The sequence below is a fragment of the Micromonospora sp. KC721 genome (assembly GCF_004348355.1).
In the GTDB taxonomy this organism is placed as follows: Bacteria; Actinomycetota; Actinomycetes; order Mycobacteriales; family Micromonosporaceae; genus Micromonospora.
Map to the genome: position 1 here is coordinate 33,409 of NZ_SMJY01000005.1, position 20,757 is coordinate 54,165.

Here is a 20,757-nt window from a genome sequence, read left to right on the forward strand (position 1 = left end):
CCCTTGGATGTGCGGTTATGTACGACGGTCCTGGACGGGCATGAGATGGTTCTGAGCTGCCGGTGAGAGCTGCCTCATCCGGCGCTGGCGAGCCAGGCGGCGGCAAGGTCGAGGCGGGCCCGGGTTGCGGCGGGCCAACCGGGCTCCTGCACCCGATGCGGGCCCGTGGCCAGGGACAGCACCACCGCGGCAACGCGACGGCGCAGGCTGGCCGGGTCGACGTGGGTGTCGAAGGCGGCCAGCCACTCGGCACCGAGCCGGTTGATCGTGGGTGCGCGGCCCGGATCTATCTGGGCCAGTACGCTCAGGTGGCCGAGCAGGCAGGCCAGGTCGTCGGCGCGGTTCCCGGCGCCGGCGGTGTCGATGTCAAGCAGTCCGGTGATGTGCCGGCCACTGACCAGCAACTGGCTCTCGTAGAGATCCCCGTGCACCGCCGTGACCGGCTCCGGCGCCACGCCGGCCACGATCTCGGCGGCGAGATCACCGGCCTGGGCGGCCCGGTCGGGAAGGGCGGCGGCGACGACGGACGCATAGTGGGCGGCCTTGTCCGGCCACGAGGCCCGGGACGGGCCGACCGCGAGGGTGTCCGGCAGCCGTTCCAGCAGCGACAGCACCTGCCGCGCGGACGGCGTCGGGGCACCGCGTGCCAGAGCGTGACGCAGCGTACGGCCGGGCAGGGACTGGAGAGCCAGTAGCCCGTCCGACGTGTAGCCGAGGCTGCACGGGGCGGGTACGCCGGCACCGGTGAGCAGCCGGTGTCGTTCGTGCAGCGCGGTTATCCGGCGCGGGCGGACCACCTTGAGGAACAGGCGGTCCCGGCCGGCGACGGCCTCGACGACCGCGCGCCGACCGGGCCGGTAGGCGCGCACCCGCAGCCGGGGCCGCTCAGCGCTGTACCCCAACTCGGTGAGCAACCGCCCGACCGCGACCGGGTCGGTGGCCGCGGGCAGGGCCGGCAGGTGCGGGTCGTGTGGGAACCGCCAGACCGCGACGCGATCGACGCCGTCGTCGAGCAGCAGGGTGCCGCCCGGCGTGGGGGCGGTGGTGGCCGCGAGCCGCTCAAAGCTGATCCGCCCGTCCCGCCAGGCCACCCGGACGTGGTACCCGACGGTGCAGCCGCGGCCCGGCTGGTGATCCACCTGTGTGGCGCGCCACGACAGCATCCGACCGCCGGCCGGTGCGAGGGCGGCGGCGAGCGGGCCGGCCGCGTCCGGCCCGGTCAGCAGGTCGAGGTCGGTGTCCACCGCGGCGGGTGGCTCGTCGGTAACGGTCATGCCGTCGACGGTGCCGGTCGGGCGTGAGTCATTGATAAGCCGCCGGTGAGAAACCTCTTAACGGTGTGACTACTACGCCGAGTGAGAAACCGATGGGATCACGCAGCGGATCCGCGACGTGCTGCGGGAGCAGGCCCGCCGGGCCGGGGACGCCACGTGAGCCGGTCAGCGGTGGCCCTGGACTCGCAGAGCGTGGAAGACCCCCGGCAACGTCGGCGAGTCGAGCCAGGGCATCGATACGGCGAAGAAGAGAAGGGGCGCAAGCAGCACAATCGCCACCGGCACCCCTCGGCCGGCTTCTCGCCTGGTCGTCACCGGGGCGTCGGAGGTCACCGGGTCCCGCGCTGGGCGGCGGTTAGCGTGGGGCCATGGAGCGTATCGAGTTCCGTACCATCGAGCGGGAGCTTGGCGTCGGAGGGCTGCTTCCGACGCTCGTCCCCTACCTCAACGGCGTGGCTTTGCCTGATCTGGTGCGTCGGGTCGAGTTGCCCTCTGCGCGCCGGGAGGGAAACCCGGACCTCGCGGGCGGATACGCAGGTCTGCTGAAGGACGAGGTGTGCTGGCCGAGCCGCCACTACCTCGGCGACCCGGTCCTCAGCCATTTCGGCACCGGCGACACCGTCCTGCTCGGGTGCGTGTGCGGTGAATGGGGCTGCTGGCCGTTCACCGCGATCGTCACGGTGACCGCGGACAGGGTCGCCTGGTCCGGGTACCGCACCGGGTATCGCGACTGGGACTACCGCGAGCTGCGTGACATTGCCTTCGACCGCAGCCAGTACGAGCAGGCGTTGCGGGCGACAGCTGACTGACGTGACCACGACCGAACACCACCTGATCGACGGCGGTGGGGCCGGCACCACGGGCGGCACGCCCTCGGTCAGGTCGGCGGCGATCCGCTCGTTGACTGCGCGGGGGCGGTCTTCCGGCACCTCCTGCTGCTCAGGGCTGACGAACGGCCTCGCCGGCGATTTCAATCTGGACCTTCTTTCCGACCAGGACACCACCGCTCTCCAGAACGACGTTCCAGAGCAGGCCGTAGTCCTCACGATCGATCTCCGCCGTCGCACTGAAGCCGAAGATGTCCTGCCCGTACGGATCCCGCCGAGCGCCACCGAATTCCACCTGAAGGTCGACCGGTCGGGTGATCCCCTTGACGGTCAAATCGCCGGTGAGCACGAATCTGCCGCTCGTGCGATTCTGTGGGTTGGGAATGTTGCCCGGCACCGATCTCCGGCTGAGCCCGTTATTGCGTAACCGCGCCCAATAGAAGATGGGGTCGTCGACCGGCTGCCATTTAATTCCCGTGCTGCGATACTCCAACGTGGGGTAATTTTCCACGTCGAGAAAGTCGGCGCTGCTCAGGTGTGTGTCCCGGTCGGTATTTCCGGTGCTGATGCTCGCCGTCTGGATCGTTGCGACGACCGACGAGGCCAACGGGTCCTCCGCCACGGCGATTTGGGCGGTGGCCTCGCCGAACTCACCGCGCACCGGACTCACCATCATGTGCCGGGCGAGGAAACCGATCCGCTTGTGTGCCGGATCGAGGAGATATGTCCCGGCTGCTGGAATGATCATGCCATCCCAGAGTCGTGTGGCTAAACCGGTCATCGGCGTGCTTTCCCCCTCACCCTTTCCAGGGTCTTTCCGAGTTTGCAACCGCAGCGTGGTCCGCGGATCAACTGGAACACTCGTCTCCCAGCCCAGCATAGGAGCACACTCCACCACATCTCAGTCACCGGAACCATGCCGAGGTCCCCGCCTCCTCGGGGAGGCGTCGCCGGCGCCGGTACGCAATTCGGTCATTCCCGTACCGATAAAGACGGCGAGCGGAGCGCGGCCCGCCCATCAATCGATTCTGGTCGAGCGCCGGCGGCGGCCCCGCCGCCTCCCGCCGGCCGGTTGTGAGCGACCTCACCTGGTCCGGCCCAGAAGCGACCGGCGGCGCGGGCACGTCGCCGGCCGTCCGGCGCTGCCTTTCGCGGGTGCGCCGATGCCCTGCCGCCGCATCAGCCGGAGGCTGCCAGGCGGTACGCCCAAGGCCCGGCATTGACCGGCGCGCGCCGCCAGGAGCCAATTGCGCGACCGCGCTCGGGCGGCGCGGCGGACGCCGTCGGGTAGCGATTGTCGCTTGCCGGCAGAGTTTACGGCGGTGACGGTGGGCCCGTGACGGACCGTCGGCGCATTGACGCCAGCCTCGTCCGGCGACTGATCGCCACGCAGTTTCCACACTGGGCTGACCTGCCGATCCGACCCCTGCAATGCCAGGGCTGGGATAATTGGACGTACCACCTCGGGTCCCGGATGTCGGTGCACTTGCCCAGCGCTTCGTCGACCCGCTGGCGGTCGAGAAGTAACACCGGTGGCTACCGGCCCTCGCGCCGAGGCGCAGCAGGTCCGCCGCGGAAAGCATGGTCAGATAGATGCTGGCGTACGCGAACGCCAGCACGCTGCCGAGCAGCACCGGGGGCACCGTCGTCAGGATCATCGCCGGTAGGGCAGTGAACCCGAGACGGCACCGAGAACTGGGGGCCGGCCGAGATCCGGGGAAACGCGATCAGGGATCTCGCCGCGCTGAACAAGGTCGGAATGTTGCCGTGGGACGAGTGGACGGATGGCGGCCTCCTACCAGGGCGACACAGGCCCCGCAAGGACGACTTCGTCAACGAGGTCCTCGGCGTGCGCGACAGGACGGAGGCTCCGCTCGTCAGCTGTACCCCGGAGACCGCGACGGTCTCCGACACCCGACGGAGCTCATCACCCCGGTAGTGCTCTATGTGCGGCAGTTTGGGATGCCGACGGCGCACGGTCGACCGTCGCGACGACGGCGTCAACCTCGAACTCGACCAGCCACTCCGGATCGAGGAAACGTGATACTTCCACGAACGTGCACGCCGGTCGTACCTGATAGAACCGTTCGCCATGGGCACGCGCCGCCTCCCGCCAACGGGTGATGTCAACCAGCATGACCCTGGTCCTGATGACGTCAGCCAGCGTCGCACCGGCCTCGCGCAGCGCCTGCTCGGCGATGTCCAGGAAACGCACGGACTGCGCGTACACATCTCCCAGCCCAGCCGTGGCACCGTCGTCCGCGATCGGCGCGGTGCCGGCCACGGATACGTACGGCCCGATACGCACGGCGCGTGAGAAGCCGATCTCCGGTTCCAGCGGTGAGCCCGAGGTCACCAAGTGTCGGAAAGAGTGCACGACACAAGAGCATCGCAGGGCAGCGACCGCGCCGGTGTCCCTCCGGGCGTATCGGGCGCGGCGCCTGGAGGGACTCATCTCGCCCAAGCGGCGAGCCTTGGGTGTGTTCCGGAGGCCGCGTACACGGCCAGGAGGTGCTTGATACCTCGCAAGATCCGATACTACTTTCGGCACGATCACGCGATCGGCCGGACGCCAGCTCGTCACCGCGTTGCGAGCGATCGGGTGCATCACGTCGGGCCGGCCGAGCGCCCGGCCCGCAGCGGCCCGACCAGCAGCGGCAGCACGGTCAGCACCGCGCACAGCACCGCCATCACCAGCAGCGCCGGCCGGAGCGTGAGCGCGGCCACCGACCAGCCACCCAGCAGCGCCCCCACCGGCAGCCCCACGAACGCCAGCGATCCGGCCATTCCCAGCACCCGGGTTTGCAACTCGGCCGGTACCCGCTCGTACAGCGCCGCTCCGAGCAGCGGGTTGACCGTGGCGATCCCGATCCCGGACAGGAACGTCACCACCAGCACCGTCACCAGATGGTCGGTGAGGGCCAGGGCGAGCAGCCGGGGCGCGCCGCTGACCGCCGCGCCGACGGCGAAGACGAGCGTGCGCGGCAGTCGGGGACCGACCACGGTGAACACGACGTTGCCCAGCAGCGCGCCGGCGGCGAACACCCCGAGCACGAGACCGAAGCCGGCCGGGTCACCGAGCACGTCGCGGACCCACAGCGGCACCCAGACGGCGGTGTGCGCGGCGGCGAACATGTTCAGCGCCGAGATCACCACCAGCATGGTCAGCAACACCCGGTCGGTACGCAGGTAGCCGAACCCGGCGCGCAGCGCCCGCAGATAGGGCTGGCTCGGCGCGGCCGGCGCGTCGGCGGCGGGTGGGCGCACCAGCACCCCGACCAGCAGCGCGCAGAGCGCGAAGCTGCCCGCGTCGATCCAGATCGCCCGGGTCACGCCGACCCAGTCGATGAGCAGGCCACCGAGCACCGCGCCGAACAACGCGACCCCCCGGGACAACCCGTCGTAGGCGGAGGTCAGCCGGATCAGCTGCACGCCGGCGCGCTGCGCCGCCGGCCGGAACAGCACATGCTTGACCCGGTCGCCGATGCCGCGCAGCGCACCCGCCACGGCGACCAGGGCGAGCAGCGCCCCGAAGCCGAGCCACGGGGTCAGGGCGACCACCGCCATGGCCACCGCGCTGGCCGCGTCCACCACCACCGAGGTGCGCCGCACCCCGAACCGGTCGGCCCACGGGGTGGCCAGCGAGCTGGAGAGCATGTACGGCAGGAACTCCGCCGCCGCGACCAGGCCCATCTTCGCCGGGCTGCCGGTGGTGGTGAGCACCAGCCACGGGATCGCCACGACGGAGACGCGGCTGCCCAGGTTGGAGATGAGGTCCGCGGCGACCAGGGTGACCAGCTCCCGGCGCGCGGCGGACCGGTCGGGACGGGTGCCGGCCTCCGGGCGGGCCCGGGGCTCCGGCCCGGCGTCGGCCGTCACGCCGGCTCGCCGACCGGGTCGGTGCGGTGACCCGAGGCGTACCGGTCGCGCAGTGCCCGCTTGTCCACCTTGGCCGACCGGTTCAGCGGCAGTGCGTCGACGAACTCCACCCCGCCCGGGGCCCAGGTCTCGCTCAGCTCGGTGGTGACCAGGTCGATCAGCTCGCCACCGGTCACCGTGGCGCCGGGAGTGCGGACCACGTACGCGTACGGCAGTTCGCCGGCCACCGGGTCGGGTACGCCGATCACCGCGGCGGCGCGGACCCCGGGGTGCCCGGCGAGGACGTCCTCGATGGGGCGGGAGTAGATCGGCCAGCTGCGCTGGCGGGTGAGGATCCGGTCCTGGGACCGGTCGACCAGGTAGAGGTAGCCGTCGGCGTCGAGGTAGCCGATGTCGCGGGTGCGTACCCAGCCGTCGACCAGTGTCTCGGCGGTCAGCTCCGGTTGGCCGTGGTAGCCGTGGAAGCTGAGGTTGGTGCGGACCCAGACCTCGCCGTCGACGCCCGGCGGCAGTGCGCGGCCGGCGTCGTCGCGGATCTCGACGGTCACGTCCCCGTACGGTTTGCCGCAGGAGCGCAGCCGCTGCGGGTGCGCCGGGTCGTCGGTGAGGCCGGGCAGCGCGCTGATCACCACGGCCTCGCTGAGTCCGTAGACGATCCGCAGGCAGGGGCCGAAGCGGGCGATGGCCTGGCGCAGCCGGGCGGGCGCGGCCGGCCCGGCACCCACGTTGAACATGAACATGGCGGAGAAATCCGCGCCGGGCAGGGCCGGATGGTCGAGCACCTCGTAGAGCATCGGCGGGGTGACGAAGGTGGAGGTGATCCGTTCGGCGTGCACGGTGCGGATGAACGCCTCCGGATCCCACTGCTGGCGCAGGAAGAGCACCCCGCCGGTGAAGAGGTTGAACAGCGAGGTGATCTGGCCGCTGGCCAGCCACATGGGCGAGTGGGACAGGTGGCGCAGCAGCGGGAACCCGGCGGCCCGGAAGCCGGCGGCCAGGGCGAGGACCTGCCGGTAGAAGCTCTCCCGGTGGTGCACCAGCTTGGGGGTGCCGGTGGTGCCGCTGGTCTGCAAAAACGACTCCGGTTCCGGCACCCGGTCGGGCAGCGCGACACCGGTGACCGGGGTCAGTTCCGCGCCCAGACGCAGCACCGGCACGCCCGGCAGCGCGGCGGCGATCCGGGCGCCGAGCCCGTCGGTGGCGTCGGCGTGGTGCACCAGGACGTCAGGGCGGGCCAACCGGACGAACTCGTCGACCTCCCGGGGCGAGGTGACCGGGGCGACCCACATCGTCCGGCAGCCCAGCAGGTGCAACGCGAGTTGCAGCAGCGGCCCCTGCACCGTGTTGCCGAGCAGCACCAGCACCGCCGAGCCGGGCCGTACGCCGTGGGCGGTCAGCGCGCCGGCGAGGCCGCGTACCTCGTCGGCGACCTCGGGGTAGGTCAGCCGGCGTCCGTCGCCAACCAGCGCCTCCCGGGTGCCGAAGGTGGCGAGGAGGTCCAGCGCCTGGTGGACGTAGCTGGTCGGTCGATCGGTCATCGCGCAGCCCCCAGTCGATGCGTGGCGGTCACCGTGGCGGCCCGCGGCTCACGTCGGGGCGATTGGCCGGCAGCGGTGTCCGGGCAGGTCACGGCGGGTGGAGCCGGCGGGAGACCGGGTCACCGCCGCCACCCGAGCCTAGGCGGGTGGGGCCGGCACCGAACAGGGCCGAACGGCGGCCGAGTCCACACAGTGGACATTTGATCATGTCGATCGGGTTGATTGACGCTCGTCAGAACCGGCGGATAGTTTCCGTCCAACGCCCGGCCCTGGCGATCATGAAGCCGGCCTGGGCTGCCACAGATGGAGGTTCCCTTGCTGACCCCGAAACGATGGCAGGTCATAGTTTCCGCGGCCACCCTGCTGGTGGTGGCCGCCCCGGCCATGGTCGCCAGCGCCGGTCCGTCGGACGCCGACACCGCCCGGCACACCCGGGGCGAGTGGGCGGGCACCTGGGCCGCCGCCGTCACCCGCGGCAACACCGTCGGCCTGACCAACACCGGCCTGAACAACCAGAGCATCAGGATGACCGTGCGCACCAGCGTCGGCGGCGACCGGCTGCGGGTCCGGTTGAGCAACCTCTACGGCGAGCAGGCCGTCGAGGTCGGCCACGCCACCGTCGCCCGGCCCAACCACACCACCGTCGACGACCGCGCCGACATCGACCCGGCCAGCCTGCGCGAGCTGACCTTCGGCGGGGCCACCTCGGCGACCATGAACCGGGGCGCCGAGCTGCTCAGCGACCCGCTCGACCTCGTGGTCGCCGAGCGCGAGGAACTGGTCGTCACGCTGCACTTCCCGGTACTCACCGGGCCGGTCACCTTCCACGGCCAGTCCAAGGTCACCACCTTCATCGGTGCCACCGACCTGACCACCGCCACCGGCGGCGCCGGCTTCACCATCCGGCCGAACTGCTGCTGGATGTTCCTGTCCGGGCTGGACGTGCAGCGCCGGCACACCCCCGGCGCCATCGTCGTGCTCGGCGACTCGATCGGCGACGGCAACGGCAGCACCGTCAACGCCCACAAGCGCTGGCCGGACCTGCTCGCCGACCGGCTGAGCGCCGCCCGGCCCGAGGCGCGTACCCCCGGGGTGCTCAACCTCAGCCTGGCCGGCAACCGGCTCAACCACGAGGGCCCCGAGCCCGGCGCCGGTGGCTTCCCCGGCTACCCCGAGTTGGGACCGAACGCCCTCGCCCGGCTCAACGAGGACGTCTTCCCGCAGACCGGGGTGAAGACGCTGGTCACCCACCTCGGCATCAACGACATCTGGATGTCGGGCGACTCCGCCGAGCGGATCATCGCCACCCTGCGGCAGATCAACCAACAGGCCCGGGCGCGCGGCCTGCGCAGCCTCGCCGCCACCCTCACCCCCTACGAAGGGCACGGCAACCCGGGGGTGTGGACGCCAGAGAAGGACGCCACCCGGCAGGCGGTCAACGCGTGGCTGCGGGGAGCGGGCGCGCGGGAGTTCGACGGCCTGCTCGACTTCGACGCCGTCCTGCGTGACCCGGCACAGCCGAGCCGGCTGCTGCCGGCGTACGACTCGGGCGACCACATCCACCCGAACGACGCCGGCAACAAGGCGATGGCCGACGCCGTCCCACTGCGCCTGCTCGGCCTGTGACCTCCGGGTGGGGCGGCGGGTGGCCCGCCGCCCCACCCTCCGTTCCCGGGGAGGAAACGTGGACGTCGACGAGATCCTGTCCGGCCTCTACCAGGAGGCGGGCCGGCAGGACCCCTACCCGTGGTACGCGGCCCTGCACGCGCTCGGACCGGTCAGCGCGGCCCCGGCCCGGCCCGAGCACCGCACGGTCAGCGCGGTCGCGGTCGGGTACGACCTGGTCGACCGGGTGCTGCGCGACGCCGCGTGGCGCAAGGGCACCCCGCCGGGCTGGTCGGAGCAGGAGGTGCTGCGCACCTTCATGTCCTCGATGATGTTCACCGATCCACCCGACCACACCCGGATGCGGGCGGTGTTCACGAAGGCGTTCACTCCGCGTCGGCTGGGCGCGCTGGAACCGGTGATCGTCCGGGTGGTGGACCGGCTGCTCGACCGGATGGCCGAGACCGGTGCCGGCGGCGCGGAGATCGACTTCGTGGCCGACTTCGCGTACCCCGTACCGGCGTTGGTGATGGCGGAGTTCGTCGGCCTGCCCGAGGCGGACCTGCCCTGGTACCGGCAGCGGGTCGACTGGATCGACGAGTTCCTGGACGTGGCCGGCAAGACGCCGCAGCGGCTGGCCCGGGCCAACCAGGCGGCGGCGCAGCTGCGGGCGTACTACCGGGACCTGATCGCGCACCGCCGCCGCCGGCCCGGCGAGGACCTGATCAGCGCACTGGTCGGGGCGCTCGACGCGCACGAGGTGGAGCTGACCGAGGACGAGCTGATCAGTAACCTGATCGTGCTGTTCAACGCCAGCTTCGTGACCACCGTCTACCTGCTCAGCAACGGGCTACCGCTGTTGCTGGCCCACCCGGACACCGTCGCGGCGCTGCCCGGCGACGACGCGCTGGCCCGTGGCTGCGTCGAGGAGGTGCTGCGAATGCAGTGCCCGGTGCACTTCCTGGCCCGCGTCGCACCGGCCGACACCGACCTGGGTGGCGTGGCGGTGCGCGGGGGCGAGAACGTGCTGCTGATCATCGCGGCGGCCAACCGGGACCCGGCCCGGTTCTGCGATCCGGACCGCTTCGACCCGCGTCGGGACGGCCCACCGTCGCTCGCCTTCGGCGTCGGCCCGCACTTCTGCCTCGGCGCGGCCGTGTCCCGGCTGGAGGGACGGCTCGCCCTGCCCCGGCTCTTCGCCCGTTTTCCGAACCTGACGCTCACCCGTACCCCGACGTACAGCGGGAGTCTCTTCCTGCGCGGGATCGACAAGCTCGTCGTCTCGACCGGCGGATAGGAGCCGACATGTCTCTCGACCCCCAGGTGGTGGCGTACCGGGCCGCGCGGGCGGCGGCCGGCACCCCGCCGCTGTACACCCGGACCCTCGCCGAGGCCCGCGCCGCCGACCTCGCCGCGATCCGCGCCGGCGGCGGCGACGTCGAACCGGTGCACGAGGTACGCGACACGCACCTTCCCGGCCCCGCCGGCGACCTGCCGGCGCGCATCCACCGGCCGGCCGGGGACGGTCCGCTGCCCACCCTGGTCTACTTCTTCGGCGGCGGGTGGACCCTCGGCAGCGTCGACACCGCCGACGGGATCTGCCGACGGCTGGCCAACGCCACGCCCTGTCAGGTGGTGACCGTCGGCTACCGGCTCGCCCCCGAGCATCCCTTCCCGGCGGCGGTGCAGGACTGCCACGCCGCCACCGCGTGGCTCGCCGTGCACGCCGCCGAGTTCCGCGTCGACCCGGACCGGCTGGCCGTCGGCGGGGACAGCGCCGGCGGCAACCTGGCCGCCGCGGTGACCCTGCTGGCCCGGTCCCACGGCCCCCGCCTCGCCGGCCAGCTGCTGGTCTACCCGAACACCGACCAACGGGCCGACGGTGCCCCGGCCGGTGACGAGGATCCGCTGCTGTTCAACCGGCACTCCGTCGACTGGTACCGGAACCACTACCTGGCCGACCCGGCGGACGCGACGCACCCGCTGGCCTCGCCGCTGCTCGCCGACGACCTGTCGGGCCTGCCGCCGGCCCTGGTCGTCACCGCCGAACACGACCCGCTGCGCGAGCAGGGGGAGCGGTACGCCGAGCGCCTACGCGCGGCCGGCGTGCCGGTACGGCTCACCCGCTACGCCGGGATGATCCACGGCTTCTTCGCCATGCCGGGGGTCTTCGACGCCGGCCGGCGGGCGCAGGACGAGGCGGCGGCCTTCCTGCGCGACCGCTTCGCCGGAACCGGCCCGACCGTCACCTCGACGCCGGGCGGCCCTCGATGACCGACACGGTGCTGCACGTGCCCCGCTCCGGGTCGGCGCCGGGCTTCGACGTGCCGCCGACGGCGACAGGAGGGCCGGTGACGACCTCGTCCAGATTCGTGCCGCCGGCCAGCGTGGCCGAGTTCGCCGCGCTCGCCCGGGCGGTGCTGCCCACCCACGTCTGGGACTTCGTCGACGGCGGCAGCGGCGCCGAGACCACCCTGGCGGCCAACCGGGCCGCGCTGGACCGGGTCGCCGTGCTGCCCCGGATGCTCACCGGGGTGGAGAACCCGCGGACCGACGCGACGCTGCTGGGCCGGGAGCAGGCGATGCCGGTGGCGGTCGCGCCGATGGCGTACCAGCGGCTGCTGCACCCCGACGGCGAGCGGGCGCTCGCCGCGGCGGCCGGGACGGCCGGCGTGCCGTACGTGCTCAGCACGCTGAGCAGCAGCCCGATCGAGGAGGTGACCGCCGCGGCCGGCGGGCCGGTTTGGTTCCAGCTCTACTGGCTGCGCGACCGGGGCCTGGTCACCGACCTGCTCGACCGCGCGCACGCCGCCGGCTGCGCGGCGCTCATGGTGACCGTGGACGTGCCGGTGCTCGGCCGTCGGCTGCGCGACGTCCGCAACGCCTTCGCGCTGCCCCCGCAGGTCACCGCGGCCAACCTGCCCCGGGGGCGGGATGACCTGGCGCACGCCGGCACCCCCGGCGTGTCCGCGATCGCCCGGCATACCGACGCGGTCTTCGCCCCGGCCCTGCGCTGGGCGGACCTGTCCTGGCTGCGTGCCCGTACCCGACTGCCCCTGCTGGTCAAGGGCATCCTCGACCCCGGTGACGCGGTGCGGGCGGCAGACAGCGGCGTGGATGCGGTGGTGGTGTCCAACCATGGTGGCCGCCAGTTCGACGCCGCCCCGGCCACTGCCACCGTGCTGCCGGAGGTGGTCGCCGCGGTCGACGGTCGGGTCGAGGTGCTGCTGGACAGCGGCGTGCGTGGCGGCACGGACGTGCTGCGCGCCCTCGCCCTCGGCGCCGCCGGGGTGCTGCTCGGCCGGCCCGCGTTCTGGGCCCTCGCCGCCGGCGGCCAGCCGGCCGCCGAGGCGGCTCTGGCGCTGCTCGGCGCCGAACTGCGCGACGCCCTGACCCTGTGCGGCTGCGCCGACCCCGCGCAGGCCCGGCAGCTGCGCACCCTGATCGGCGGGTGAGCGTGAACGCCCCGGTGGAGCTGACCGTCGCCGACCTGCACCCGGCCGTCGACGACCCCGTACTGAACTCGATGAACTTCCTCAACGAGGTCGCCGGGCGTTGGCCGGACGCGGTGTCGCTCGCCGCCGGCCGCCCGTACGAGGAGTTCTTCGACGACGACGCGCCGCGCCGCTGGCTGCAGCGGTTCCGTCGACACCTCGTCGAGGACCTCGGTCAGCACCCGGCGCAGGCGAACCGCACCCTGTTCCAGTACGGCCGGACCAAGGGCATCGTGCACCACCTGATCGCCCGTAACCTCGCCGTTGACGAGGAGACGCACGTCGACCCGGAGGCCGTCGTGGTGACCGTCGGCTGCCAGGAGGCGATGTTCCTGGTGCTGCGGGCGTTGCGCGCCGGGCCACGTGACGTGCTGCTCGCGGTCGCCCCCACGTACGTCGGGCTGACCGGCGCGGCCCGCCTGGTCGACCTGCCGGTCCGGCCGGTGGCCGGTGGCCCGGCCGGGGTGGACCTGGCCGACCTGCGCGCCCAGACCCGCCACGCCCGGGCGGCGGGGTTGCGCCCACGGGCCTGCTACGTGATGCCGGACTTCGCCAACCCGTCCGGCGTCAGCATCAGCCTGGCCGACCGCCGCCGGCTGCTCGACCTGGCCGCCGAGGAGGAGCTGCTGCTGGTCGAGGACAACCCGTACGGGCTGTTTCCCGCCGGTGAGCAGGGCCGGCTTCCGACGCTCAAGGCGCTGGACACCCGACGTCGGGTGGTCTACCTCGGTTCGTTCGCCAAGACGGTGCTGCCCGGGGCCCGGGTCGGGTACGTGGTGGCCGACCAGCGGGTCGCCGAGACCGACGGCAGCGTCGGGCTCCTCGCCGACCAGCTCGCCCGGATCAAGAGCATGGTCACGGTGAACACCGCGCCGCTGGCCCAGGCGGTGATCGGCGGGGCGCTGCTGGAACACGACTGTTCGCTGGTGACCGCCACCGTCCGGCAGCGCGCCGCGTACACCCGCAACCTGCGGCACCTGCTCGCCGGCCTGGCCCGTCGGTTCCCGGCACCCTCGCCGGTGACCTGGACCGTCCCCGCGGGTGGTTTCTTCGTCGTGGTGAGCGTGCCGTTCCCGGTGGACGACGCGCTGCTGCGCCGTTCCGCCGAGCGTCACGGGGTGCTGTGGACGCCGATGGCGCACTTCTACGACGACGGTACGCCGGTGCGCGCACTGCGCCTGTCGGTCAGCGCGGTCACCCCGGAACAGATCGACCTCGGCCTGGACCGGCTCGCCGCGCTCGTCGCCGACGAGTCCCGGCGCACCGCAGCGCCCGACGACCGCCGGACCCGGTGACGACGCACCGAGGCCGACCCGCCGCCGCTCGTGCTTCCACGTGTCCCAATCGGACGGTCATAATGGGCCGCATGGTCGCTTGGGAGTACGCCCTGCTGGTCCGCCGCTACCAGGGGCAGGGACGCAATTTCCACGTCTCGTTCGTCTGGTATGGGCCCGAGGGGTCGCGCACCGACGTCACGGCGTACGGCGACACCGCCATCGCGCACCTCAACCGGGTCGGCCGGGAGGGCTGGGAGCTGGTCTCCGCCGCCGAGGACGTCAACAACGTGCAGGGCAGCACCGAGGTGCACCGCTACCACCTCAAGCGCCCGATCGGCTGACCGCCCGGGGCGGCGCGGCGGCGCCACCCCGGAAGGCGTCCAGTCAGCCCAGGTCGACGGCGGGGTAGAGCGGGAAACCGGCCAGCAGCTCGCCGGCCTGCCGGCTCACCTTGTCCGCCAGTGCCGGGTCGAGGACGTACTTCGCCTTCGAGGCGCTGCCGTCGGCGTTGGCGCCCGGCGTGGTCTGGCTGAGCACGGTGTGGATCAGCTCGGCGGTGGCGTCCATCTCCGCGGTGCCCAGGCCCCGGGTGGTCAGCGCCGGGGTGCCGATGCGGATGCCGGAGGTGTACCAGGCGCCGTTCGGGTCCTGCGGGACGGCGTTGCGGTTGGTGACGATCCCCGAGTCGAGCAGCGCCTGCTCCGCCTGGCGGCCGGTCAGGCCGTACCCGGAGACGTCGATCAGCACCAGGTGGTTGTCGGTGCCGCCGGTGACCAGCTTCGCGCCCCGGCGCAGCAGCCCGTCGGCCAGCGCCTGCGCGTTGGCCACGATCCGGGACGCGTAGTCGGCGAAGTCGGGGCGACGGGCCTCGGCCAGGGCGACGGCCTTGGCGGCCATCACGTGCGGCAGCGGGCCGCCGAGCACCATCGGGCAACCCCGGTCCACCTGGTCGGCCAGCTCCGGCCCGCAGAGCACCATGCCGCCGCGCGGACCGCGCAGCGACTTGTGGGTGGTGGTGGTGACGATGTGCGCGTGCGGCACCGGGTCGAAATCGCCGGTGAAGACCTTGCCGGCGACCAGGCCCGCGAAGTGCGCCATGTCGACCATGAAGGTGGCGCCGACGGAGTCGGCGATCTCCCGCATGATCCGGAAGTTCACCTTCCGGGGGTACGCCGAGTAACCGGCGACCAGGATCAGCGGCCGGAACTCCCGGGCCGCCTCGGCGACCCGGTCGTAGTCGATCAACCCGGTGGTCGGGTCGGTGCCGTAGCTGCGCTGGTCGAACATCTTGCCGGAGATGTTCGGCCGGAAGCCGTGGGTGAGGTGGCCGCCGGCGTCCAGCGACATGCCGAGCATCCGCTGGTCGCCCAGTTCCCGGCGCAGCGCGAACCAGTCCGCCTCGGTGAGCTCGTTGACCTGGCGTACCTGGGCCCTGCGCAGCGCGGGGGACTCCACCCGGTCGGCGAGGATCGCCCAGAACGCCACCAGGTTGGCGTCGATGCCGGAGTGCGGCTGCACGTACGCGTGCGAAGCGCCGAACAGCTCCCGGGCGTGTTCGGCGGCGAGCGCCTCGACCGTGTCGACGTTCTGGCAGCCGGCGTAGAAGCGGCGGCCCACGGTGCCCTCGGCGTACTTGTCACTGAACCAGTTGCCCATGGCCAGCAGGGTGGCCGGGGAGGCGTAGTTCTCGCTGGCGATGAGCTTGAGCGACTCACGCTGGTCGGTCAGCTCGGCGCCGATGGCGTCGGCCACCCGGGGCTCGACGGCGCGGATCACCTCGAGCGCGCTGCGGAAGGCGGTGGATTCGGCGTTCGGCGACATGCGACCTCCTACTGACGTGCGGAAGGCCCAGGCGCTCGGCGTGCGTCCTCATGACGGGGCCGCTTCCCGATGGTGCTCCATCCCCACGCGCCAGTCACGGCCCGCAGCCGATCCTACCGGGTCGCCGTCGACCCCCGGGGTCCACCTCGCCGTACGGCGTGCCCATGATCGATTTCCTGTGCGCCACCTGGGTGCGTCCCGGCCGACCCACCCCGCACGGGGCGAGGCCCCACGACCCGTCTCGGTCTGCGTACCATCGGTGGATGGTGGGGGAGGAGAGCGGCGGCAGCCTGCTCGCCATCAGCGACCTGCACGTCGGGTACGCGCAGAACCGTGCCCTGGTGGAGGCGCTGCGCCCGTCCTCACCGCAGGACTGGCTGATCGTCGCCGGCGACGTGGCCGACAGCGTCGCCGACGTCGAGTGGGCGCTCGGGTTGTTGGCGGGGCGGTTCGCGAAGGTGCTGTGGGCACCCGGCAACCACGAGCTGTGGACTCCACGCGGCGACCCGGTCACGCTGCGGGGCGAGGCCCGCTACGCGCATCTGGTGCGACGCTGCCGGGCACTGGGGGTGCTCACCCCGGAGGACGAGTACCCGGTGTGGCGGGGGCCCGGCGGCCCGGCGCTGGTGGCCCCGCTGTTCCTGCTCTATGACTACAGTTGGCGGCCGGAGGGGCTGGACCGGGCGGCAGCCCTCGCCGAGGCGTACCGGACGGGCATCGTCTGCACCGACGAGATGCTGCTGCACCCCGACCCGTACCCGAGCCGACAGGCGTGGTCCGAGGCCCGGGTGGTCGAGACGGCCCGGCGGCTCGACGCCCGCGAGCCAGGCATGCCGACCGTGCTGGTCAATCACTGGCCGCTGGTGCGCGATCCGACGCGGGTGCTGCGCTACCCGATCTTCGCTCAGTGGTGCGGCACCGAGGCCAGCGCCGACTGGCACCGGCGTTTCGCCGCCGTCGCCGTCGTCTACGGGCACCTGCACATCCCCCGCACCACCTGGTACGACGGGGTGCGCTTCGAGGAGGTGTCGCTCGGCTACCCGCGGGAGTGGCGCAACCGTAAGATGCCGCCGGGGCAGCCGCGCCGCATCCTGCCGGCACCCGACGGGGTGCCACCGACAGCCTGGTGACATCTCGGGAGGGCCGGCCAACTGCCGGCCTCCCCGGGGTGCGCACGGTCAGGCGGTGAGCGCGTCGAGGGCCTTCTTGATCGCCTTCGGCTCGGCGGGGGAACGCGGTGCGGTCGCCCGCATGTCGAGCATGCGCTGGCCGATCTCCTGGAGCTGGTTGCGGCCGAGCGCCTCCCGCACCTTCGGGAACCACTCCTGCTCCTCCTCCTCGACGTGGTGCTCGACGTTCTCGATCAGCACCGTCGTCTTGGCCACGAATCGCTCGTCGGAGGGGTCCATGGTGGCCAGCTCGGCGCAGAGCAGGTCGGCCACGTGGTGCTCCTCGTACGACTCGAGGATGTCGTCCTCCAGGTCGGGCAGGAGCTTGCGGATCTCCGGGTACATGACCTCGTTCTCGAGGTACGTGTGCACCGTCAGGGCCTCCAGGATCTGCCGGACCAGCTTCCCGCGCTCGGCGGCCGGCCCGTCCTCGGCCTGGGCGAACTGGCGGAACAGGCGACGTATCTCCTTGTGGTCCTCTTTGAGTAGGACGATGGCATCGGTGGACACCGGCGGACCTCCTTGATTCGGCTGACGGTTTCCCGGTACCCCGGTGGTGAGCTGCGAAAACGGACGGGGCCCGGCGGAGATCCGCCGGGCCCCGGGTTGCGGTGCGGCTACCGCACCGCGTGGTACGCGTTGACCAGGCCGGCGCCGTAGAAGCCGTTGCGCGCGCCGCCGGAGCAGGTCGCGTCGTAGGCGTGCGGGCCGGTCGGGATCAGCGGCACCGGGTTGTACACGCCCTCCGGGCAGGACTGCGCCACCGACGTGCGCTCCAGGAAGGACGCCAGCTGGCCCGGCTTCATGCCGGGGTGCGCCGACAACGCCAGCGCCGCCACGCCGGTGGCGTGCGGGCCGGACATCGAGGTGCCCTGCTTGTAACCCCAGCCGTTGGTCTTCGTCGCCGGGTTGAAGGTGGTCGACAGGATGCCGTCGGTGAGGGTGGAGCGGACGCCCTGGGTACGGAAGCGGGTGTCGCCACCCGGTGCCGTCACGTCGATGACGCCCTGGCCGTACGAGGAGTAGTAGCTCTTCGCCCCGGTCGGGCCGACCGCCGCGACGGTCACCACGCCCGGCACCTCGGCCGGCAGGTCGAGGCAGGCGTTGGTGAGGTTCTCACGGGTCTCGGGTGTCCCGTTGTTCGGGCTGCCGTCGTCGGTGATCTTGTGGGCCAGGTCGTAGTTGGAGTTGCCCGCGGACGCCACGTGGAGCACGCCCTTGCTCTGCGAGTAGCGGATGGCCCGCTGGACGGCCTGCCACACCGGACGCTGGCGCGCGTCGTTGCGGCAGTTGAGCTCCCACGGGTCGATGTAGTAGCTGTTGTTGGTCAGCTGCATCCCGTGCTCGGCGGCCCACAGGAACCCGCAGACCGCGGCCTCCGGGAAGATGTAGCCGTCGTCGTTGACCACCTTCACCGCCGCGACCTTGACGCCCGGCGCGACACCGGTCACCCCGACGCCGTTGACGGCGGCGGCGATGGTGCCGGCCACGTGCGTGCCGTGGTCGGAGGTGGTGGGGTTCCAGGCGGCCTCGGCGGTGTCGGTGACGCCACCGAGGCAGGAGGCGCTCTTGTCCTTGGCGATCTGGCTGGCCAGGTCCGGGTGGCTGCTGGAGATGCCGCTGTCCAGCACGCCCACCACCACGTCGGCGCGGCCGGCGTTGACGGCGTGCGCCCGGGGCACGTCGATCATTGACATGTCCCACTGCTGGCCGAAGAGGGGCTCGGCGGTCGGGTCGGCGGCGGCGTTCGCCACCTGCGCCGCGGAGACCTCCAGGGTCTCGCCCTCCTGCAGGGCGGTGCCCAGGCCGGCGGTGGACGCCACCGACTCGACGCCCGCGCCCGCCACGTCCGTGGCGAAGTCGGGGTTGGCCGAGCGGACGACGAGCACGCCGATCTGCTCGTACGTGGCCACCACGGTGCCCTCGGCCGCGGTCACCCGGGCCGCCGCCTTGCCGGTCGTGGCACCCTGCGGGGCCAGGACCAGGAACGTGGTGTCCGGACCGGCGGCCGACGCCGCCGGGGCCAGCCCGCCGGTGACGGCGAGGCCGACACCGAGGGACACGGCGGACGCGGCAGCCAGTGTCTTGCTGCGCAGGTTCTTCACACAGACTCCCAGGGGCTGTCTCCAGCCGGGCACGCCCCCGGGTGGGGAGCGGCCGGCGGGAAGAGGGCGGGACGCCCACTTCCGGACCATCAGCGCCGCAGCCCGGTGTGGCGTTACGCACGTCGGTGCGACGCGCCCGGGGCGTGTCACACCGTGGCGAGGGTGTGCGGAATCTCGTCGAGCAGCTCGCGGGCGAGGAAGCCGATCCGCCCGAACCGGGGGACCAGCCGCTGGCCACTCACCGCGTGTGCCCAGGCCGCCCAGCAGGCGGCCTGGGCCGGCTCGGCTCCCCGGGAGAGCAGCCCCGCCAGCAGGCCGGCCCGGACGTCGCCGCTGCCGGAGGTGCCCAGCCCGGCGTCGCCGCTCTCCTCCCGCCACGCCGTCGCGTCCGGGGTGGCGATGTGTCCGTACAGGGAGACCACCCCGTCGTACCGGCGGGCCAGCTCGCGGGCCTCGGCGACCAGGTCGTCACCGGGCTCCCGGCCGAGCAGGTGCCGCGCCTCGGTCAGGTTGGGGGTGAGCACCACCGGCCGGCCGGAGCCGACCAACAGGTCCGGTTCGTGGCTGAGCGCGCCGAGGGCGTACGCGTCGAGCACCAGCGCGGTCTCCCGCCCGGCCGCATCGAGGACCAGGTGCAGCACCGCCCGGGTCTCGTCGATGTCGTGCAGACCCGGGCCGACGGCGACCACGTCGGCCTGCCCGACCAACTCGGCGAGCCGGTCCCCGGGGTCGCCGGCCACCGAACCGTCCCTGGTCTCCGGCAACCCGACGACCAGGGCCTCCGGCACCTGGATACTGAGCGCCGTGGCGGTGGACTCGGCGGCGGCGAGCTGAAGGACCCCGGCCCCCGCGCGCAGCGCCGCGACCCCGGCCAGCAGCACCGCCCCGGGGGTGGAGCGGGAGCCGCCGACCACCAGCACCGTGCCCCGTTGCTCCTTGCCGCCGGTGGGCACGGGCAGCGCCCAGTCCCGCAGCAGCGCCGGGGTGATGGTTCGCACGTCAGACCGGTTCGGCATGGACCTCGTCCTCCTCGGTGGGCCGGGCACCGTGCTGGCGCAGGTGTCGTACGTCGTTGAAGGTGTCCGGGACGAGCCGGCCCCCGGTGTCGGCGAACCAGCCGGTCACCGAACAGTTGGCGATCACGTGTTGTCTGGTCAGGTCCATCAGCTCCGCCTCGGTCAGGCCCTCCACCAGGTAACGGAGCAGGAAGACCAGGGCGTCGTGGCCGAAGAGCAGCACCCGCCGGCCCCCGTGGTCGCGGCGCAGGTCGCCCAGCAGCGCGCGCAGCCGCAGGGCCACGTCCGCCCAGGACTCGCCCCCGGGCGGCCGGTAGTAGAACTTGCCGAGCCGCCGCCGGCGGGCGGCCTCCTCGGGGAACCGCCGGGTTACCCCGTACCCGGTCAGCCCGTCGAGGACGCCCAGTTCCCGGTCGCGTAGCCGTTCGTCCCGGCTCACCGGGATCCCGGTGCCGGCCAGGGCCAGCTCGGCGGTCCGCACCGCCCGCAGGTACGGCGACATCACCGCCACGTCCGGCCGCCGCTGCCCGGGCAGGCCGGCGAGCCAGCGGGCCGTCGCCCGGGCCTGCTCCTCGCCGGTGGTCGAGAGCGGCACGTCGGCGTCGCGGTGGGTGAGGTCGATCAGTTCCGCGCCGGACGCCTCAGCCGCGACGGCGGCGACGTTCGCCGTGCTCTCCCCGTGCCGCACGATCCAGAGGGCTCGCAGTTCCGCCATGGCGGCATGCCTACCCGGGGGCCGCGCCGGGTAACCG

The 20,757-nt window shown here is 72.6% G+C and carries 18 protein-coding genes and 1 riboswitch; of the genes, 8 read left to right on the forward strand and 10 right to left on the reverse strand.

The features are described from left to right. Nucleotides 1–74: 74 nt before the first annotated feature. Entirely contained in the window at nt 75–1,274 is a 1,200-nt protein-coding gene (locus tag E1182_RS01740; RefSeq protein WP_207921222.1) for a phosphotransferase, read from the reverse strand. A 368-nt stretch (nt 1,275–1,642) separates the two neighbouring features. Here E1182_RS01740 and E1182_RS01745 point away from each other — a divergent pair, with 368 nt between their 5' ends. Beyond that, nucleotides 1,643–2,083, forward strand: a complete 441-nt coding sequence (locus E1182_RS01745; RefSeq protein WP_132260837.1) for a hypothetical protein — start codon at nt 1,643–1,645, stop codon at nt 2,081–2,083. 130 nt (nt 2,084–2,213) lie between these two features. Here the strand turns inward: E1182_RS01745 and E1182_RS01750 are convergent, their stop codons facing one another. The 4 genes from E1182_RS01750 to E1182_RS01770 all read right to left on the reverse strand — a co-directional run bounded on the left by E1182_RS01750 (nt 2,214) and on the right by E1182_RS01770 (nt 7,518). Then, nucleotides 2,214–2,882: a YceI family protein gene (locus tag E1182_RS01750; RefSeq protein WP_132260883.1), complete on the reverse strand. Its 669-nt coding sequence runs from the start codon at nt 2,880–2,882 to the stop codon at nt 2,214–2,216. Nucleotides 2,883–4,028: 1,146 nt separating this feature from the next. Beyond that, complete coding sequence (locus tag E1182_RS01760) at nt 4,029–4,457, reverse strand: RidA family protein (protein ID WP_243705974.1); 429 nt, start codon at nt 4,455–4,457, stop codon at nt 4,029–4,031. A gap of 251 nt (nt 4,458–4,708) precedes the next feature. Beyond that, nucleotides 4,709–5,899, reverse strand: coding sequence for an MFS transporter (locus E1182_RS01765; protein WP_243705975.1), 1,191 nt, complete (start codon nt 5,897–5,899; stop codon nt 4,709–4,711). Between the two features lie 77 nt (nt 5,900–5,976). Further along, nucleotides 5,977–7,518 carry a class I adenylate-forming enzyme family protein gene (locus E1182_RS01770; protein WP_132260839.1) on the reverse strand — a complete coding sequence of 514 codons (1,542 nt, stop codon included), beginning with the start codon at nt 7,516–7,518 and terminating at the stop codon, nt 5,977–5,979. A gap of 342 nt (nt 7,519–7,860) precedes the next feature. On the opposite strand from E1182_RS01770, the gene E1182_RS01775 reads away from it, so the two are divergent. From E1182_RS01775 to E1182_RS01800, 6 genes are all read left to right on the forward strand, one after another. Then, nucleotides 7,861–9,144, forward strand: coding sequence for an SGNH/GDSL hydrolase family protein (locus E1182_RS01775; protein ID WP_165942473.1), 1,284 nt, complete (start codon nt 7,861–7,863; stop codon nt 9,142–9,144). A 58-nt stretch (nt 9,145–9,202) separates the two neighbouring features. Further along, nucleotides 9,203–10,420, forward strand: coding sequence for a cytochrome P450 (locus tag E1182_RS01780; protein WP_132260840.1), 1,218 nt, complete (start codon nt 9,203–9,205; stop codon nt 10,418–10,420). Between the two features lie 8 nt (nt 10,421–10,428). Continuing rightward, complete coding sequence (locus E1182_RS01785) at nt 10,429–11,397, forward strand: alpha/beta hydrolase (RefSeq protein ID WP_132260841.1); 969 nt, start codon at nt 10,429–10,431, stop codon at nt 11,395–11,397. Next, complete coding sequence (locus tag E1182_RS01790) at nt 11,394–12,578, forward strand: alpha-hydroxy acid oxidase (RefSeq protein ID WP_132260842.1); 1,185 nt, start codon at nt 11,394–11,396, stop codon at nt 12,576–12,578. Before E1182_RS01785 ends, E1182_RS01790 begins: the two co-directional genes overlap by 4 nt. After that, entirely contained in the window at nt 12,527–13,912 is a 1,386-nt protein-coding gene (locus E1182_RS01795) for a PLP-dependent aminotransferase family protein (RefSeq protein ID WP_371687502.1), read from the forward strand. Before E1182_RS01790 ends, E1182_RS01795 begins: the two co-directional genes overlap by 52 nt. Nucleotides 13,913–13,974: 62 nt before the next feature. Then, nucleotides 13,975–14,235, forward strand: a complete 261-nt coding sequence (locus E1182_RS01800) for a hypothetical protein (RefSeq protein WP_132260843.1) — start codon at nt 13,975–13,977, stop codon at nt 14,233–14,235. Nucleotides 14,236–14,278: 43 nt separating this feature from the next. Here E1182_RS01800 and E1182_RS01805 read toward each other — a convergent pair whose 3' ends face one another. Then, nucleotides 14,279–15,715, reverse strand: coding sequence for a glycine hydroxymethyltransferase (locus tag E1182_RS01805; RefSeq protein ID WP_132260844.1), 1,437 nt, complete (start codon nt 15,713–15,715; stop codon nt 14,279–14,281). Between the two features lie 18 nt (nt 15,716–15,733). Further along, a riboswitch (ZMP/ZTP riboswitch) is annotated at nt 15,734–15,823 on the reverse strand. A 155-nt stretch (nt 15,824–15,978) separates the two neighbouring features. Between E1182_RS01805 and E1182_RS01810 the strand changes: the two genes are divergently transcribed. After that, a complete protein-coding gene (locus tag E1182_RS01810) occupies nt 15,979–16,845 on the forward strand; it encodes a metallophosphoesterase (protein WP_132260845.1) in 867 nt (288 codons plus the stop codon). Nucleotides 16,846–16,893: 48 nt separating this feature from the next. On the opposite strand, the gene E1182_RS01815 is transcribed toward E1182_RS01810, so the two are convergent. The 4 genes from E1182_RS01815 to E1182_RS01830 form a co-directional block, all read right to left on the reverse strand. Then, a complete protein-coding gene (locus E1182_RS01815; RefSeq protein WP_132260846.1) occupies nt 16,894–17,394 on the reverse strand; it encodes a hemerythrin domain-containing protein in 501 nt (166 codons plus the stop codon). A gap of 107 nt (nt 17,395–17,501) precedes the next feature. Next, nucleotides 17,502–18,989, reverse strand: coding sequence for a S8 family serine peptidase (locus tag E1182_RS01820; RefSeq protein WP_132260847.1), 1,488 nt, complete (start codon nt 18,987–18,989; stop codon nt 17,502–17,504). A gap of 146 nt (nt 18,990–19,135) precedes the next feature. Then, nucleotides 19,136–20,005 carry an NAD(P)H-hydrate dehydratase gene (locus E1182_RS01825; RefSeq protein ID WP_132260848.1) on the reverse strand — a complete coding sequence of 290 codons (870 nt, stop codon included), beginning with the start codon at nt 20,003–20,005 and terminating at the stop codon, nt 19,136–19,138. Further along, the gene (locus E1182_RS01830) at nt 19,989–20,720 is read right to left on the reverse strand and encodes a histidine phosphatase family protein (protein WP_132260849.1); all 732 of its coding nucleotides are present in this window, start codon (nt 20,718–20,720) and stop codon (nt 19,989–19,991) included. The genes E1182_RS01825 and E1182_RS01830 overlap by 17 nt, the downstream gene beginning before the upstream one ends. Nucleotides 20,721–20,757 lie beyond the last annotated feature (37 nt).